This window comes from uncultured Pseudoxanthomonas sp., assembly GCF_947498795.1.
Lineage (GTDB): Bacteria > Pseudomonadota > Gammaproteobacteria > Xanthomonadales > Xanthomonadaceae > Pseudoxanthomonas_A.
Genome location: NZ_CANMLQ010000001.1, coordinates 208,513 through 223,527, shown reverse-complemented (window position 1 = coordinate 223,527; position 15,015 = coordinate 208,513). Strand labels below are relative to the sequence as shown.

Genomic DNA, 15,015 nt, shown 5'->3' with positions numbered 1-15,015 from the left:
CGATGAACCCCAAGAAAAGCCGGCGATCGCGCCATGTCTTCCGTGTCGGCATGATCGGCTTGCTGCTGCCGCTGACGCTTTCGTCCACGGCGCAGACACCGTCGAGCTGGAAGGCCGCCGGCCAAGGCCCGCAGGCCGCCGCGGCGACGGGCAATGCGGCGGCCAGCACGGCGCCCTACATGTCGCCCACGCAGCCGCGTCCCTACCGCACCTCGCTGGCGGAGCAGAACGTCCAGCCGCTCGCGGCGGGCTTCGACGTGCGTGCGTTCGAAACCATGGCCGAGCACCTCACGGTCGGCCAGCGCGTGCCTGGCCTGGCGATGGCCATCGTGCACAACGGCCGCGTGCTCAGCGCGCGCGGCTATGGCGTCACCGACGTGGTGAACCCGCAACAGGTCGACTCGCACACCGTGTTCCGGCTGGCGTCGCTGTCGAAGGCCTTCGCGAGCACGCTGACGGGCCTGATGGTGCAGGACGGGTCGTTGCGCTGGGACAGCAAGGTCAACCAGTTCGTGCCGGGGTTCCAGCTGAGCGATGCCAATGCGACGGCGCACGTGACCGTCGCGGATGTCCTCAGCCACAGCGTGGGCCTGCAGGCGCACAACGCGTTCGATCGCGACATTGAGGCCAATGCCGAGTACTACGACGTGGCCCGCAAGCTGGCCTACGCGCCGCTGAAGTGCGCGCCCGGCGAGTGCTACGCCTACCAGAACGTCGCCTTCAGCCTGATCGGCGACGTGGTGTTCGCTGCGTCCGGGACGTTCTACGACCAGGCGGTGGACCGCCGCATCTTCAAGCCGCTGGGCATGAACGATGCGAGCATGGGCCTGGCCGGCATCGAAGGCAGCACGCGCTGGGCGCGTCCGCACGTGCGCAGCCGCAATGGCTGGGTGTCGCTCACGCCGAAGCCCACCTACTACCGCCTGCCGCCGGCGGCGGGGGTCAACGCCAGCGCCAGCGATCTTGCGCAGTGGCTGATCGCCCAGACAGGTCATCGTCCCGACGTGCTGCCCGCGCCCCTGCTGGCGACGCTGCATGCACCGGTGGTGACGACGCCCGGGGAAATGCGCGGCGGCTGGCGCCGGGAGCGCGTCAACTCCGCCAGTTATGCGCTGGGATGGCGCGTGTTCGATTACGCAGGCCAGCAGGTGGTTTTCCATGCCGGTGCCGTGCAGGGGTACCGGGGGCTGGTCGCCCTCGTGCCGGGGCAGGATCTCGGCGTGGCCTTGGTGTGGAACAGCGACAGCTCGCTGCCGTCCGGCCTGCTGCCGACCATCCTCGATCGTGCGATGGGCCTGCCGGGCCAGCCGTGGGTAGAAACGCCTGCCGACTACGATCTGCTGCTCGCCGAGTCGCCCGACGGAACGCCGGTCGACAACCGGAAGGACAGCGGGACTTCTTCGCAGCGCGCGACCGCATCGCCGCGCTGAGCACTCATCGGACCCTGCCGGTGCGATGGGGAACCATCGACCGGGTAGCCGTCGTCGTCAGCGTTGCGCGTCCTGTTCGAGCATCGCCTTGAGCCTGGACAGCCCTTTCTCGTAGTCCGCACCGATCATCCGGTCGAACAGCAGGCCCAGCCAACGCTTGAGCGGGTTGAACCCGTGCGCGCTGTCGAACGCCCAGGTCACGCGCGTTCCGTCGCCTTCCGGCGCGATCAGATAGGTCGCCTGCGCCTGGCTGCCATCGAAATCCAGCGCCACCACGATGCGACGCTGGGGCTCGCTGGCGATGATCTCCTGGCTGCCGCTGCCCACTGCCCGGTTGCCCACCCAACGCATGCGCGCGCCCGCGCCACGGTCCGGACCTTCGAAGGTGTACCTGGCCTGCGGGTCATACTCCGCCCACGGCGACCAGTCGTTGAAGCGCCGGAATGAGTCGAGCGTGTCGAAGACGGGTCCGGGGCTGCGCTTGATGACGACGGTGCGCTCGACATGCGTGGTCGACGGCAGGAACAACCCGCCCACCACGAACACCAGCCCTAGTGCGGCAATGGCCGCGAGCACCCATTTGATGAACTTCACGCGCCACCCCGTCGGCATCCGGAAAGCGGCAGCCTAGCGGTTCGCGCATAAAAAAACTCTCCCCCCGCTGGGCACAGGGAGAGAGTCCATGGTGTTACGGATAACCGGGGTGGGCTTAGATCAGCGGAGCCGGGGTGGCCGGCAGCGCGACCGGGGCCGCTTTCTTCTTGGACTTCTTGGCAGGCTTCTTGGCGGCCTTCTTCGCGGCCTTCTTGGCCGGCTTCTTGGCTACTTTCTTGGCAGCCTTCTTCGCGGTCTTCTTGGCGGCCTTCTTGGCAACCTTCTTGGCCGGCTTCTTGGCTACCTTCTTGGTGGCCTTCTTCGCGGTCTTCTTGGCGGCCTTCTTCGCCGGCTTCTTGGCTACCTTCTTCGCAGCCTTCTTGGCGACCTTCTTCACTGCCTTCTTGGCCTTGGCGACCTTCTTGGCGACCTTCTTGGCAGCCTTCTTCACTGCCTTCTTCACGGTCTTCTTGGCAGCAGACTTCTTGGTGGCCTTCTTGGCAGCCTTCTTGGCGGCCGGTTTCTTCTTCGCAGCTTTCTTCATTGCCATGTGATGGCTCCTCGTCAGTGAACTATGGATTTTTACGTCTGGTTACAGCACATCTGCCCGGAGGCAGGCCCAGCTGCAAGAAACGCCGCGGGAGTCGGACCCGCCGGCAGCCGTCGTCGCGACACGCGCGGCGATACGGATTCCCCAGGGCGCCCGGCGTGCGAAACCCGGCTCCCTACAAATACGAAAACACCCGCGTCGCCAGGCGACACGGGTGCGGTGGAAAGGGTGCGTTGCGTTTTTCCGGGGGAAGCGAGGCCTGCGTCCACCGCGATCTGGGTGCGGACGATGGGCTGTGTTGTCTCTCGCGCTGTCGTGTTGATTCGACTCACTCGCTTCCGCAGCCGGTGCTGCTTGGGGCGAAACCTAATCACGGTTTTTCAAGGTGTCAACACCTTCGCGCAACTTTTTTCCGACGCCCCTCCCGGCGACACGGCGGCAGCGAGCGCGCGGAACCACCGTCCTGTGGCGATGGCGGATGCCCTCGACGCGACCCACTGACATGCGCGTGAAAAAAAACATCGGTAAAACGCGCATTTTTTTCATGGCGCATGCGCGCACCACGCGTCGGCCACGCGGCGCGGCATGCCATGCGGTCGCACCGACGTGCACGCCGATGGCTTGAACGGCGGCTAAAAAAAACTTTCGTCTGGGGTGTCGGATTTCGCGTCGCACAAGCCCGATTGCGCCAAATTGCGCAAACTTTTTTCTTCGCCAGGCGACGCATCGCGACGTTCGAAACCATGCCGTCGATGGGAGAACGCTCGCGATCGCCTGCCGCGCATGCCACTCCGCCGCACGAACGCGTGACGTCCGGCGCGTACCCGCCATTCCACTTTTCCCGCCGCGGAAGGTGGCGCGCGACGGCGACGACGCACCCCGCCGTCTGTTCCGCGCGCTGCGCCGCGTCGGAAACGAAACGGGGAGCCGGCAGCGGCGGATCATCGTCCGCCATCGCCGGCTCCCCGTCGGGGACCGCCTGCAGGATTGCCTCAGTGGTCTTCGTCTTCGATCAGCTCGGCGTAGTCGTCGGGCGAGAGCAGGTCGTTGAGCTGCTCCGGCTCCTCGGCTTCGAGGACGAAGATCCAGCCTTCGCCGTAGGCGTCTTCGTTGATGGTTTCGGGCTTGTCGGCCAGCGCGGCGTTGACCTCGACGACCTTGCCGGTGATCGGGCTGTAGACGTCGGAGGCCGCCTTGACCGACTCGACCACCGCGCTCGCGTTGCCGGCTTCGATGCGGTCGCCCACGTTGGGCAGCTCGACGTAGACCAGGTCGCCCAGCAGGCCCTGCGCGTGATCGGAAATGCCGACGGTGACGCGACCGCCGGCTTCGACGCGGGCCCACTCGTGGGACTTCAGGAACTTCAGATCGCCAGGAATCTCACTCATGGGGTGCTCCGGATCGCTGCGTGGGTCGGGAAGGGAACGATAGTTTAGCGGAGGAATGCGGAAGTGAAGGCTGCCAGTCGCGGCTCACTCCAGGACACCCGGCTGCGGCTGTCCGTCGCGCACGAACGGGAACTTCACGACGCGCACCGGCACGTCCCTGCCACGGATGTCCACGCGTACGCCGCCCGCGGCGCCCAGCGGAATGTCGCCGGCCGGCACGCGCGCGAACGCGATCGCCTTGCCGAGCGTCGGCGAGAAGGTGCCAGACAGGATCTCGCCGTCGCCATGGGCGGTGAGCACTTTCTGCCCGTGGCGCAGCACCCCCTTCTCGTCCATGACCAGGCCGATCATCTGGCGCGCCGCGCCGGTCGCCTTCTGCGCCTCCAGCGTGGCGCGGCCGGTGAACGGACGGCCTTCGTCCAGTGCGACCGTCCAGGCGAGCGCCGCTTCGTAGGGCGAAACGGTGTCGTCCATGTCCTGGCCGTACAGGTTCATGCCGGCCTCCAGGCGCAACGTATCGCGCGCGCCCAGGCCTGCCGGCTTGACGCCGGCATCGAGCAGCGCGTTCCAGAACGCCACCGCCTGCGCCTGCGGCAGCACGATCTCGTAACCGTCCTCGCCCGTGTAACCGGTGCGCGCGACGAACAGCGGCACGCCCTGGGTACTGGTGGCGTCGGCGGCGGCGAAGCGGGTCAGCTTGCCGACCTTCGCGCGGTCTTCTTCCCGCAACAGCCCGTGCACGCGCTCGCGGGCGGTCGGACCCTGGACGGCCACCATGGCGAAGTCCGGGCGCTCGGCGACTTGGACGTCGAAGGGCGCCGCCTGCGCGGTGATCCACGCCAAGTCCTTCTCGCGGGTGGCCGCATTGACCACCAGGCGGAAGAAGTCCTCCGCCAGGAAGTAGATGATGAGGTCGTCGATGACGCCACCCTGCGCATTGAGCATCGCCGTGTACAGCGCCTTGCCTGGCTTCTGCAGCTTGTCGACCGAGTTGGCGACCAGTTGGCGCAGGAATTCCCTCGTACGCGGCCCGCGCAGGTCGACCACGGTCATGTGGCTGACGTCGAACATGCCGGCGTCGCGGCGCACCTGGTGATGCTCCTCGATCTGCGAGCCGTAGTGGATCGGCATGTCCCAGCCGCCGAAGTCGACCATCTTCGCGCCGAGCGCGCGATGGGTGTCGTTGAGGATGGTCTTCTGGGTCATGACGGATTCCGGGACGGACAAAGAGGGCTATTATCCCAGAACGCACCAGCGCGGTGCGGCACGACGGAGCGCCGTCGTACGCCGCGCGCTAAAGGCCGTAGTAGGCCTCGTTGATGCAGTCCACGGAACGCGCCTCCAGCACCTCGAAGCGGCCATCCGGCAACCGCAGCCGGCCCGCCCACGCGACATCCTTCAGCCATTCCGTCGCGGTGTCGTGCTGCCGAACGATCGCCGCCACGCGCGCGTCGTCGCGCCCGTTCACGCGGCAGGTGCCGAACTGAAGGTAGTAGCCGGTCCGACCGGTGGGATACGGCAGCGCATCGGTGATGCGCCACTGCGCACGGGCGCCGTCGCGGCCGGCGAACTGGCCTGCCACCACGAAGCGCGGCACGGGGTCGCCATCGATCCTGGCGGCGGGTGCGGCCAGCACGCCGACGGAGTAATCGCAGACGCGGGCCGGATCCGCGGATTCCGAGACGCAACTACCACCCAACTCGTCGAGCCCGTCCGGGTAAGGCGGCATGACCTTGCCGACGAGGTCCGTCGCCGCCACCGCCAACGGCGCCAGCACCGACATCGACCACGCCAGCCGCGGAACGCCCACTTACGCCTCCTGCACCTTCAGTGTCATGCCATTCACTGCGATCACCCGCACCCGCGTGCCGACGGGCAGGTCGGCACCCTCCACCGTCCAGAACGCATCGTCGATCTTGACCCGGCCGCGGCCGCCTTCGATGGGCTGGTCGAGCGTGGCGACGGTTCCCACCAGTTGCTCGGCGCGGCGGTTGAGCAGCGGCTTGTCGCTCTGCCGCCCCTTGCCGCGGAACCACTTGCGGTAGACCGCCACGGAGATCACGGCGAGCACGGAAAACAGCACGACCTGCGCCAGCCAGCCCACGCCCGGGGCGGCCAGCACCACGATCGCCATCGCCACCGCCGCGAAGCCGAACCACAGCATGAAGGCGCCCGGCGCCATCGCTTCCGCCGCGAACAGCACCAGCGCCGCGATCGCCCAGAACGCGAACTTGATGCTCATGTCAGCCTCCCGGGACGCGCGGCGGGCGCGGCGGCGCAGCAACCTGTTGCTTGCCCAGCGCCTCCTTGGCGAGTTCGGCGATGCCGCCGATCGATCCGATGATGCCGCTGGCCTCCATCGGCATCAGCACGAATTTCTGGTTCGGCGCGGTGGCCAGTTCCTTGAACGCTTCCACGTATTTCTGCGCGATGAAGTAGTTGATCGCCTGCACGTCGCCCTGCGCGATGGCGTTGGACACCAGTTCGGTGGCCTTGGCCTCGGCTTCCGCCAGGCGTTCGCGCGCCTCGGCTTCGCGATAGGCGGCCTCGCGCTTGCCTTCGGCTTCCAGGATCGCGCTCTGCTTGTCGCCCTCTGCACGCAGGATTTCCGACTGCCGCGCGCCTTCCGCTTCCAGGATCGAGGCGCGCTTGTCGCGCTCGGCCTTCATCTGCCGCGCCATCGCGTCGACCAGGTCGCGCGGCGGCTGGATGTCCTTGATCTCGATGCGATTGACCTTCACGCCCCACGGGCTGGTCGCATGGTCCACCACGCCGAGCAGCTTGGCGTTGATCGTCTCGCGCTGGCTGAGCGACTCGTCCAGGTCCATCGAACCGATCACCGTGCGGATGTTCGTCTGCACGAGGGCGATCATCGCCTGGTCCAGGCTGGACACTTCATAGGCCGCCTTGGCGGCGTCCAGCACCTGGAAGAACACCACGCCGTCCACCTTCACCACCGCGTTGTCCTTGGTGATGACGTCCTGCGAGGGCACTTCGAACACCTGCTCCATCATGTTGACCTTGCGGCCGATGCTCTGCATGTACGGGATGAGGAAGTGCAGGCCGGGCGACATGGTGTGGGTGTACTTGCCGAAGTGCTCCACGGTGAACTCGTACCCCTGGGGGACGACGCGGACGCCCTTGAAGAAGGTCACGACGATGAACAGCGCCACCGCCGCGACCACGAGTGTCGAAATACCGAAATCCATGCTGGCCCCCTCCCGTGATGTGGCCTCGATTATAGGCGCCGGAGGCAGGGCGCCGACGGGAACTTCACCGCCCCTGCGACGGTATTGCCTTCCGCCGCATCCCTACCTCCGAACCCCGACGAATTTCCCCGCTTGAGCCGATCGCAGTTCGCCATCGACATCCCCGACGCCCTGGTCGCCCGCGCGCGCACCGGCTGCCGGGAGGCGTTCGAGCAGATCTACCGACGGTTCGAGCGGCCGGTGTTCACGCTGGCGCTGCGCATCTGCGGCGACCGCGAGGAGGCCGGCGATGTGCTGCAGGACACCATGCTGAAGCTGTTCCACCACCTACCGGACTATCGCGCCGACTGCCCCTTCTGGGGGTGGCTGCGGCAGATCGCGGTCAACGAAGCCCTGCTGCGTCTGCGCCGGCAGAAGCGACTGGTTGCCGAGATTTCGGTGGAGGAAGACGACCTGCCGCAGGACCAGGGCCTGCCCCCCGCGGCCGCGGCCGACGCCGCGCTGCTGCAGCGCGCACTGGAAGCGCTACCCGCGGCGACCCGCAGCGTGTTGTGGCTCTACCACGCCGAGGGCTATACCCACGAGGAGATCGCCGGGCTCATGCAGCGCACGCCGAGCTTCTCCAAATCGCAGGTCTCCCGCGGCACGCGCCGGCTGCGGGCGCTGTTGAACATCGAGGACACCGTCCATGCCTGATTCCCGTTCCCGCGAACCCATGCCGCGCGATTGGGGCGATGCCTTCTGCGCCCTGCCGCTGGAAACGCCGCCTCACGGCGCATGGCAGCGCGTCGTCGCTGCACTGCCGCCAGCGCGCGTGCCGGCACGTCCGGTGCGCTGGCGACGTCCCGTCCTCGCGATGGCCGCGACAGCCTTCTTCGCCGCCGTGATCCCGTTGATGCACTGGCGGGATGCACAGACCCCGATGCCGCCGTCGCAACGCGCGCCTGGGGTCGTGGCCACGGCACCGGCGCTTCCGGACATGCCGGCGCGATCCGTCGCCGCCGAACCCGCCGCCGCACCCGTGGGTGTCTCCACGACGCAACGGATCGCTGACGCGCCGTCGCCGCGTCCAGCCGTTGCGCGCCCTATGCCTGTTCGTGCGCCGGCGGAGCCGGCCCGTCTCGATGCGCTCTACACCGAATCCGCGCGACTCGAAGCCGTGCTGGCGCAACTACCCGACAGCAGTACCGGCAACGTGGCGGCCCTCACCGTCAGCGCCGACCTGCAGGACCAGGTCAGCCACATCGACCTGGCCCTCTCGCAACCCGCCCTGTCCGAGGCCACACGCACCGCGCTGTGGGAAGAGCGCGTCGACACGCTGCGCCAGCTCACCGGCGTGGAAGCCACCCAACGCTGGCAGGTCGCGTTGAACGATACCGCCGCCGACAGCGCCATCTACTGATCCAGAACACGCAACAAGGAGACCTTCCATGCTCAAGCCCCTATCCCGGTCGCTGCTGGCCCTTGCACTGATCGCACCGCTGCCGGCGTTGGCCCAGCAGGGCGATGCGGCGAAACAGAGGGAACTGGACGCCGCCCGCGCGGACCTGCAGCGCGCCGCGAAACGCGTCGCCGAACTCTCGCGGGACGCCGGCGCCATGCGCGCACCCGTCGACATCGATCACATCGTCGTGCGTCGGCCGCGCCTCGGCGTGCTGCTCTCGGGCGACGACGCGGCAGGCGTGCGCATCACGGGCGTGACGCCGGACAGCGGCGCGGCCAAGGCCGGCCTGACGGCGGGCGATCGGCTGTTGCGCGTGGCCGGCGAGACGATCGGTGGCGCCACCGCCGACGCCCGCGTGGCCGACGCGCGCGCGCGGTTGGCCAACCTCAAGGCGGATACCCCCGTGCACGTCACCTATCAGCGCGACGGCAAAACACACGAAGCGAGCGTCACTCCCACCCAGGTATCGCCGCGCGTAGCATTCGCCGGCCAGGGTCCGGGCGCCGTCTTCTTCAGCAGCGCCGACGGCGGCATGCCGAGGATCGAAGGCGTGCCCCTGCCGATGGGCGAGATCAGCACCGTCATCGCACCCGAAGTCCAGCTCGAGCTCCGCAAGCTCGGGCGACTGGGCGACTGCAAGGGCGAGGACTGCCAGCTGCCCGCACTCGCCCATGCCTTCCGCTGGAGCAACCTCAACCTGGCGACGGTGGATGCTTCGTTGGGTCGCTACTTCGGCACGGACGCCGGCGTGCTCGTGCTGTCTGTCGGCGAGGAACTCGAGGGCCTGCAGGCGGGCGATGTGATCCGCAAGATCGACGGCGCAACCGTCACCTCGCCTCGCGACGTCACGCAGGCGCTCCGCGACAAGCCGGAAGACGCCAAGGTCGCGATCGAATACCTGCGGGACCGCCAGACCCGGACCAGCACCGTGACCGTACCGAAAGCCGCGGCGTTCCGTTTTCCCTCGACATCGCGTGTGGTCGTGAAGCCGCGTACGGCCGAGACCGCCGGCAAGGCGCCGAACGTCGTGGAGCGTCGGCGCGTGATGATCGTCGACCAGGACGGCAAGGTGCAGACCTTCGAAGACGACGGCGGCGACATGCCGCTGCCGCCCCCGCCGCCTGCTGCGCCCGTACCGCCATCCGGCAAGGGCAGCACGCTGCTCTGACACGTATTACTAGAAGAGAAACCGATGAATCCCCTGCCCCCGCAACCGCGGGGGTCTTTTTCTGCAAAGGCGGCACGTCCCTGTGCCGGAGAGAACCTTCAGCGCGATTGCCCGGCCGCCGCGGCACGTTCTGCGGGTGCGGGTTCGACCCAGTCGGCGAACACCTTGGCGATGGCCGCATCCGCCACCATCTTGCCTTCCTGCACGTCGCCGGCCTGGGTGAACAACGGAATGATCATCGCCATGCCATCCACCTTGGTTTTCAGGTGGACGCCGGGCGCGCGGGACAGGAATCGATCCCAATGCGCGCGCACCTTGGCCCAGTAGCCGGCCGTCGCCTGCCAGTAGTCGCGCGCGGGCTTGAAGTCGACCTCGGTGGTCTTGATGTAATCGTTGAAGCCGAACTCGCGCGCCAGTTCCACCTGCGCCCCGTCAGGTTTTCGCAGGACCTTGGTGTTGAACTGCTCGTGGGTCCAGCCGTTCGGCGTCAGCGTGTGGCGGTTGACCACCGACAGGGCGTTGTAGTCGCTGCGCTTGGTGTACTCGCGACGTGGTAGCGGCCGCCAGCTCAGATCGCTGGTCCAGGTCGTCACGCCGTTGGTGTACTCCCAGCGGCCGGTACCGCAGTAGCGCGGCGCATCGCTGACCTCATACACGCACTGCGTCCACGCGCCGCGCGTCGCATCGGCAGGGATCGCGCGGACGCTCCAGGTCTGATCGGCACTGAACTCGAAGCGCGTAGGTGCCTCGTAGGTCCAGTCCTGCCGCCAGTGCTTGGTCACGTGGCCACTCTTGGCGTCGACCAGGATGTGCTGGAGGACGATCCGGCTCGGCGTGTCTTCGACGACGATGACGGTCTCATCGCCGCCGCTGCGCTGGCCGCCTGCCGCTCGTAGCCCGGCTGCAGCAGGACGGTTTCGTCGAAGGCGAAGTCGACGGTGTAATCGCCCTGCATCGCCAGGATCGACTGGCGATCGCGGGCAGGGTCGGCGGCGAAGGCCTGGCCTGCGGCCAGCAGCAAGGCGGTGGACAGCAGGGTGGCGACCGGTGTTTTCATGGTGGCTTCTCTCATTTGAGTCTGATCAGCGGCACGACCTTGTCGCCCGCCTCCATGGGGGTCTGTCGATCCGCGCCAGGCAGGGACGCGTTGTAGCGGGTCGACGATGCGCAGCAGCAGTCGTGCAGCCCACTTTCCAGTTCCGCGCCTTCCGCGTGGGCGATGCGACGCGCCGTGTTGACGCCCAACACCGACATCAACGACAGGCTGGCGGCCAGCACCGGCAACGAGGCGGGCTGCGGCACCGCATGGAGTTGCAGCGCGCACGCGCGCCACTGCCCGCCGAGCAAGCGCCCCGCGAGGCGTTGCCACAGGCGGTCGGCCAGCCCGGCGGCTTCACCGTCGGCGCCCTGCGGCAGCGACGCCACCAGGCGATCCCAGGCCACGAAATCGCTGTCCGGCAACAGGCACAGACGCCAGCAGCACCGTCCCTGCGCGTCGAAGAACAGCAATCGTTCGTCCAGACCGTCGCTGCCCACGCCGGCGCGGGCTTCCACCCGCACCGCCTGTTGCCAGCCTGCCAGTTCGCTGCCGTGCTGCGTGCGATACAGGCACAACACCGGTCCCAACGCCGCGAGTTGCGCGGCGCCCGGGAACGCATCCGTGGATGCGCCCGTGACGGAACCGGGGAGTGCCCGCAGTATCGGCATGGCGGTTACCAGCTCACCGCCACGCTGGCCGACAGCGTGCGGCCCGGCGCAGTGTAGCGATCGAGCGTGGTGCTGCCGGTGGCAACGAGCGCCATGTCGCCCGCGTCGATGTAGCGACGATCGGCCAGGTTGAAGACGCCGACGTTGAACTTCGCGCCAGGCGCGAAATTCCAGCGCACGTACAGGTCGAGCACGCCATAGCCCGCCTGGCGGTAGTAGTCCGGGTCCGACACGCGGCGCTTGCGGTCCACGAAACGGCCTGCTAGTTCCGCGCCCCACGACGAGGCGTCGTATGCCAGGCCCAGCGTCGCGGTCAGCGGGTCCACGCTGTCCAGCGGCGTATCGGTGCTGCGGTCCTTGCCGCGCGACCACGCGGCCGCACCGCGCAACGACCAGCCCGCCCACGCATCGGACAGCGCACCGATGTCCAGGCCCGCCTTGAGCTCCAGGCCATGGATCTGCGCTTCGGAAATGTTCTGCGACTGGTAGACCATCAGCCCGTCGTCGTTGTAGCCGATGGGCCGCATCGATTCGATGAAGTCGTCGTAGCGGTTGTAGTAGCCCGAGAAGCTCGCATACGCCACTTCGCCTGCATAACGCACGCCCAGTTCGACGCCGTCGCTGGTTTCCGGCTTCAGGTCCGGGTTCGCGATGGCGGTGTACCCGAACTGCACGTTGGTGAACCCGATGTTGACGTCGTTGTACGGCGGCGATCGGAAGCCATGCGCATATCCACCGAACAGCGACCACGCCGGCGCGAACGTCCACACCATGCCGAGTTTGGGCGACACGCTGGTTTCGCGGATGTCCGCCAGCGCCACGCCCGGATTGTCGGCGTCGAAGATCGCGTCGTGCTGCGGATCGAGGCGATAGTGGTCCACGCGCAGGCCCGGAACCAATCGGAACGCGCCGTCAGCGAAGCTGATCTCGTCCTGCACGTACAGGGCGGCCGTTGTGGTCTTGCTCACCGGGAAGTCGCGCACGGGGAACGTATCCGGCGACATGACCGGCGTGCTCACGCCGGTCAGCGGGAACGTGCGCAGACCGTCGCGCTTCTGCCGTGTCTCGGTACGTGCGAGGTTCAGGCCATAGATCAGGTCGTGGCGAACAGAGGTGCCGAACGCCTTGCGGAAATTCGCCTGGAGACCATAGGTCCGCTGGTCGAAATTGAACTCGCGCTCGCGGATGTCGCGCAGCGTCGGCGCCGGCAGCGCGCGTTCCTCGCGCGTGTACTGGGTGGTCTCGCTGTCCTGGCGGTAGACCTGCCAGTCCAGACTGTCGGCGAATGCCGCCGAAAGGTTGTCCCACTCATGCGCGAAGGCGACGCGCGCACGCGTCTGGTGGTCGCGCGCGATCACGCGATCGTTGGTGGCGCGCGTCAGCGATTGATACCCCTGCTGGGTCAACAGATCGGTATCGGCGTTGTCCTCGTTGCCTTCCACCGTCAGGCGGAACCGCTGTCCTTTGCTCGGCGCGAAGACCAGCTTCGTCAGCAGGCTGCGGCCGTCCCGTTCCTGTGGGTTCGGCAACGTGCGCGTGGCACCGACGCCACCGACATCGCCCTGGTTTTCGGTCTCCTGGCCCTGCCGGTGGCCCACGCTGACCAGGCCGCTCCAGCGCTCGCCGCCGAAGGCCGTGGTGGCGTTGCCGAACAAGCCGTTCCAGCTGCTGTCGAAGCCGAGGCGGAAGCCGAAGTACGCATCCTTGCCGTCATCGAGATAGTCCGAAGGATCCTTGGTGATGAACGACACGACGCCGCCGAGCGCATCCGAGCCGTACAGCGAACTGGACGGCCCGCGCACGATCTCGACCTGCTTCAACGTGTCCAAGTCGACGAAGTTGCGGCTCGCGTTGGAGAAGCTGCCGATCGAGAACGCGTCCGATACCGGAATGCCATCGGTCTGGATGCGTACGCGATTGCCTTCCAGGCCGCGGATGCGGAAGCCACCCAGGCCGAAGCGGCCGAAGCTGGAGGTCACGGTCACGCCGGGCTCATAGCGCACCAGTGCCTTGATGTCGCGGACCAGGCGGTCGTCCAGTTCCTCGCGATCGATGACGCTGACCGTGTTCGGCACGTCCGTGACGGCGCGCTCGCTGCGCGTGGCGGTAACCTGGATGCGCGCCAGTTCATTCGCATCGGCGCTGGAGGAAGAGGGCGAAGCCGCATCGGTGGCGGGAGCGGCATGGGCATGGCCGGCAAGGGCCAGCCACACGGCCGCGGTGAGCAGCGTGGGACGCATCATGGCGTACAGCATTCCTGTGGGTGGTGATCAGACCCGGAAGGCTGGCGGCCGGAGAATCCTTGGCTGGCCCGGTGGAGAGAGAAGCGGGTCGCCGCCATCGGTGGCGGCGACCTTGGAACTACTTGGTGAGGATCAGCTTGTCATTGCTGGTGTGACGCAGGCGATAGACGCGGTCGCCATGGCGGATCAGGACTTCGCGCTGCCCCTTCAACAGAGCGTCGCTGTGGAGCAGGTCTTCGCTGCGTGGCGTGGCCGGCAAGGAGAGGCGCTCGCGCAGCGAACGCGTGTCGAGCATGGGCGAGGTGGTGAGGGTCGGGATCATGGTGGGCTCCAGGGAAGGAACGCCATCGATGATAATGATTCTTATTTGCGAGTCAACATTCCGTGCATGTGCCTCCCGCCGCCGTCTAAATGAGAACGTCTCCGCCGTGCCCGCGTCCGTCTCATTACAATGTGCGCACTTTCCTCCTCCGGGGAGTAGCCCACCCGTCCTGACGGGGTCCGCGCGTCAACACACTTGGTCAGCCGACCATGGTGCGCGGGACGAAGCGATCCGCTTCGCCGGGCAAGACCGAAGGCAGGCGTCGCGCTAACCCGGGCCGGGCTGCGTGCCGTTTGCCTTCGCGTCCATCCGCGAACGCCTGGCCCCGGAGTTTTCGATGCAATCGCTGCATGCCCTGCTGGTCTCCACCGGCACCGTCACCCTGGCCGAGATCGGCGACAAGACCCAACTGCTCGCGCTGCTGCTTGCGGCGCGTTACCGCAAACCCTGGCCCATCGCCTGGGGCATCCTCGCCGCCACGGTCGTGAACCATGCCATCTCCGCCTGGCTGGGCGCTGAGCTCACCCAATGGCTGTCACCGGACGTCCTGCGCTGGCTGGTGGCCGCCAGCTTCCTGGCCGTGGCCCTGTGGACGCTAAAGCCGGACACCCTGGACGAGAACGAGAAACTGCCCGCGCACGGCGCGTTCATCGCCACCACCCTTGCCTTCTTCCTGGCGGAGATCGGCGACAAGACCCAGGTCGCCACCGTCCTGCTGGCGACCAAGTACACGCCGCTGTGGCAGGTGATCGCGGGCACCACGATCGGGATGCTGCTGGCCAACCTGCCGGTGGTCTGGCTGGGCCATCGGTTCGCCGACAGGCTGCCGCTGAAGCTGGCCCGCACGCTGGCTGCCGTGGTGTTCTTCGGCCTGGCCCTCTGGGTCGCGTGGCGAGGGGTTGGCTGAACGGTCTGGGGAAGCCGGCGCGCTGCTAGACTGCCCGGTCAGAACAACATGCA

At 67.4% G+C, this 15,015-nt stretch carries 15 protein-coding genes and 1 pseudogene; 5 read left to right on the top strand and 11 right to left on the bottom strand.

Features of this window, described 5'->3' with window-relative positions; genetic code table 11:
• Positions 1 to 2: 2 nt before the first annotated feature.
• The gene (locus Q0907_RS01035) at positions 3 to 1,430 is read left to right on the top strand and encodes a serine hydrolase domain-containing protein (RefSeq protein ID WP_299340637.1); all 1,428 of its coding nucleotides are present in this window, start codon (positions 3 to 5) and stop codon (positions 1,428 to 1,430) included.
• A gap of 57 nt (positions 1,431 to 1,487) precedes the next feature.
• Here Q0907_RS01035 and Q0907_RS01030 read toward each other — a convergent pair whose 3' ends face one another.
• The 7 genes from Q0907_RS01030 to Q0907_RS01000 form a co-directional block, all read right to left on the bottom strand.
• A complete protein-coding gene (locus tag Q0907_RS01030; protein WP_299340635.1) occupies positions 1,488 to 2,024 on the bottom strand; it encodes an SRPBCC family protein in 537 nt (178 codons plus the stop codon).
• Between the two features lie 115 nt (positions 2,025 to 2,139).
• Entirely contained in the window at positions 2,140 to 2,574 is a 435-nt protein-coding gene (locus Q0907_RS01025; RefSeq protein WP_299340632.1) for a hypothetical protein, read from the bottom strand.
• A gap of 992 nt (positions 2,575 to 3,566) precedes the next feature.
• Positions 3,567 to 3,962 (bottom strand): glycine cleavage system protein GcvH, encoded by a 396-nt coding sequence (gene gcvH / locus Q0907_RS01020; RefSeq protein ID WP_296279706.1) that lies wholly within the window; start codon positions 3,960 to 3,962, stop codon positions 3,567 to 3,569.
• An 84-nt stretch (positions 3,963 to 4,046) separates the two neighbouring features.
• A complete protein-coding gene (gene gcvT, locus Q0907_RS01015; protein ID WP_299340629.1) occupies positions 4,047 to 5,168 on the bottom strand; it encodes a glycine cleavage system aminomethyltransferase GcvT in 1,122 nt (373 codons plus the stop codon).
• A gap of 88 nt (positions 5,169 to 5,256) precedes the next feature.
• Positions 5,257 to 5,772, bottom strand: a complete 516-nt coding sequence (locus Q0907_RS01010; protein WP_299340626.1) for a hypothetical protein — start codon at positions 5,770 to 5,772, stop codon at positions 5,257 to 5,259.
• Positions 5,773 to 6,204, bottom strand: a complete 432-nt coding sequence (locus tag Q0907_RS01005; protein ID WP_299340623.1) for an NfeD family protein — start codon at positions 6,202 to 6,204, stop codon at positions 5,773 to 5,775.
• A gap of 1 nt (position 6,205) precedes the next feature.
• Complete coding sequence (locus Q0907_RS01000; protein WP_299340620.1) at positions 6,206 to 7,171, bottom strand: SPFH domain-containing protein; 966 nt, start codon at positions 7,169 to 7,171, stop codon at positions 6,206 to 6,208.
• A gap of 132 nt (positions 7,172 to 7,303) precedes the next feature.
• Here Q0907_RS01000 and Q0907_RS00995 point away from each other — a divergent pair, with 132 nt between their 5' ends.
• The 3 genes from Q0907_RS00995 to Q0907_RS00985 are packed head-to-tail and all read left to right on the top strand — an operon-like array spanning position 7,304 to position 9,783.
• Positions 7,304 to 7,867, top strand: a complete 564-nt coding sequence (locus Q0907_RS00995) for a sigma-70 family RNA polymerase sigma factor (RefSeq protein ID WP_299340617.1) — start codon at positions 7,304 to 7,306, stop codon at positions 7,865 to 7,867.
• Positions 7,860 to 8,573 (top strand): hypothetical protein, encoded by a 714-nt coding sequence (locus tag Q0907_RS00990; RefSeq protein WP_299340614.1) that lies wholly within the window; start codon positions 7,860 to 7,862, stop codon positions 8,571 to 8,573. Before Q0907_RS00995 ends, Q0907_RS00990 begins: the two co-directional genes overlap by 8 nt.
• 28 nt (positions 8,574 to 8,601) lie before the next feature.
• Positions 8,602 to 9,783: a PDZ domain-containing protein gene (locus Q0907_RS00985; RefSeq protein WP_299340612.1), complete on the top strand. Its 1,182-nt coding sequence runs from the start codon at positions 8,602 to 8,604 to the stop codon at positions 9,781 to 9,783.
• A 98-nt stretch (positions 9,784 to 9,881) separates the two neighbouring features.
• On the opposite strand, the pseudogene Q0907_RS00980 reads toward Q0907_RS00985, so the two are convergent.
• The 4 genes and pseudogenes from Q0907_RS00980 to Q0907_RS00965 form a co-directional block, all read right to left on the bottom strand.
• A pseudogene (locus Q0907_RS00980) lies at positions 9,882 to 10,840 on the bottom strand (DUF6607 family protein).
• Positions 10,841 to 10,851: 11 nt separating this feature from the next.
• Positions 10,852 to 11,490, bottom strand: a complete 639-nt coding sequence (locus Q0907_RS00975; RefSeq protein ID WP_299340609.1) for a Hemin transport protein — start codon at positions 11,488 to 11,490, stop codon at positions 10,852 to 10,854.
• Between the two features lie 5 nt (positions 11,491 to 11,495).
• Positions 11,496 to 13,733, bottom strand: a complete 2,238-nt coding sequence (locus tag Q0907_RS00970; protein WP_299340606.1) for a TonB-dependent hemoglobin/transferrin/lactoferrin family receptor — start codon at positions 13,731 to 13,733, stop codon at positions 11,496 to 11,498.
• 118 nt (positions 13,734 to 13,851) lie between these two features.
• Positions 13,852 to 14,055, bottom strand: coding sequence for a hemin uptake protein HemP (locus tag Q0907_RS00965; RefSeq protein ID WP_296279689.1), 204 nt, complete (start codon positions 14,053 to 14,055; stop codon positions 13,852 to 13,854).
• Between the two features lie 337 nt (positions 14,056 to 14,392).
• Here Q0907_RS00965 and Q0907_RS00960 point away from each other — a divergent pair, with 337 nt between their 5' ends.
• Positions 14,393 to 14,962: a TMEM165/GDT1 family protein gene (locus tag Q0907_RS00960; RefSeq protein ID WP_296279686.1), complete on the top strand. Its 570-nt coding sequence runs from the start codon at positions 14,393 to 14,395 to the stop codon at positions 14,960 to 14,962.
• Positions 14,963 to 15,015 lie beyond the last annotated feature (53 nt).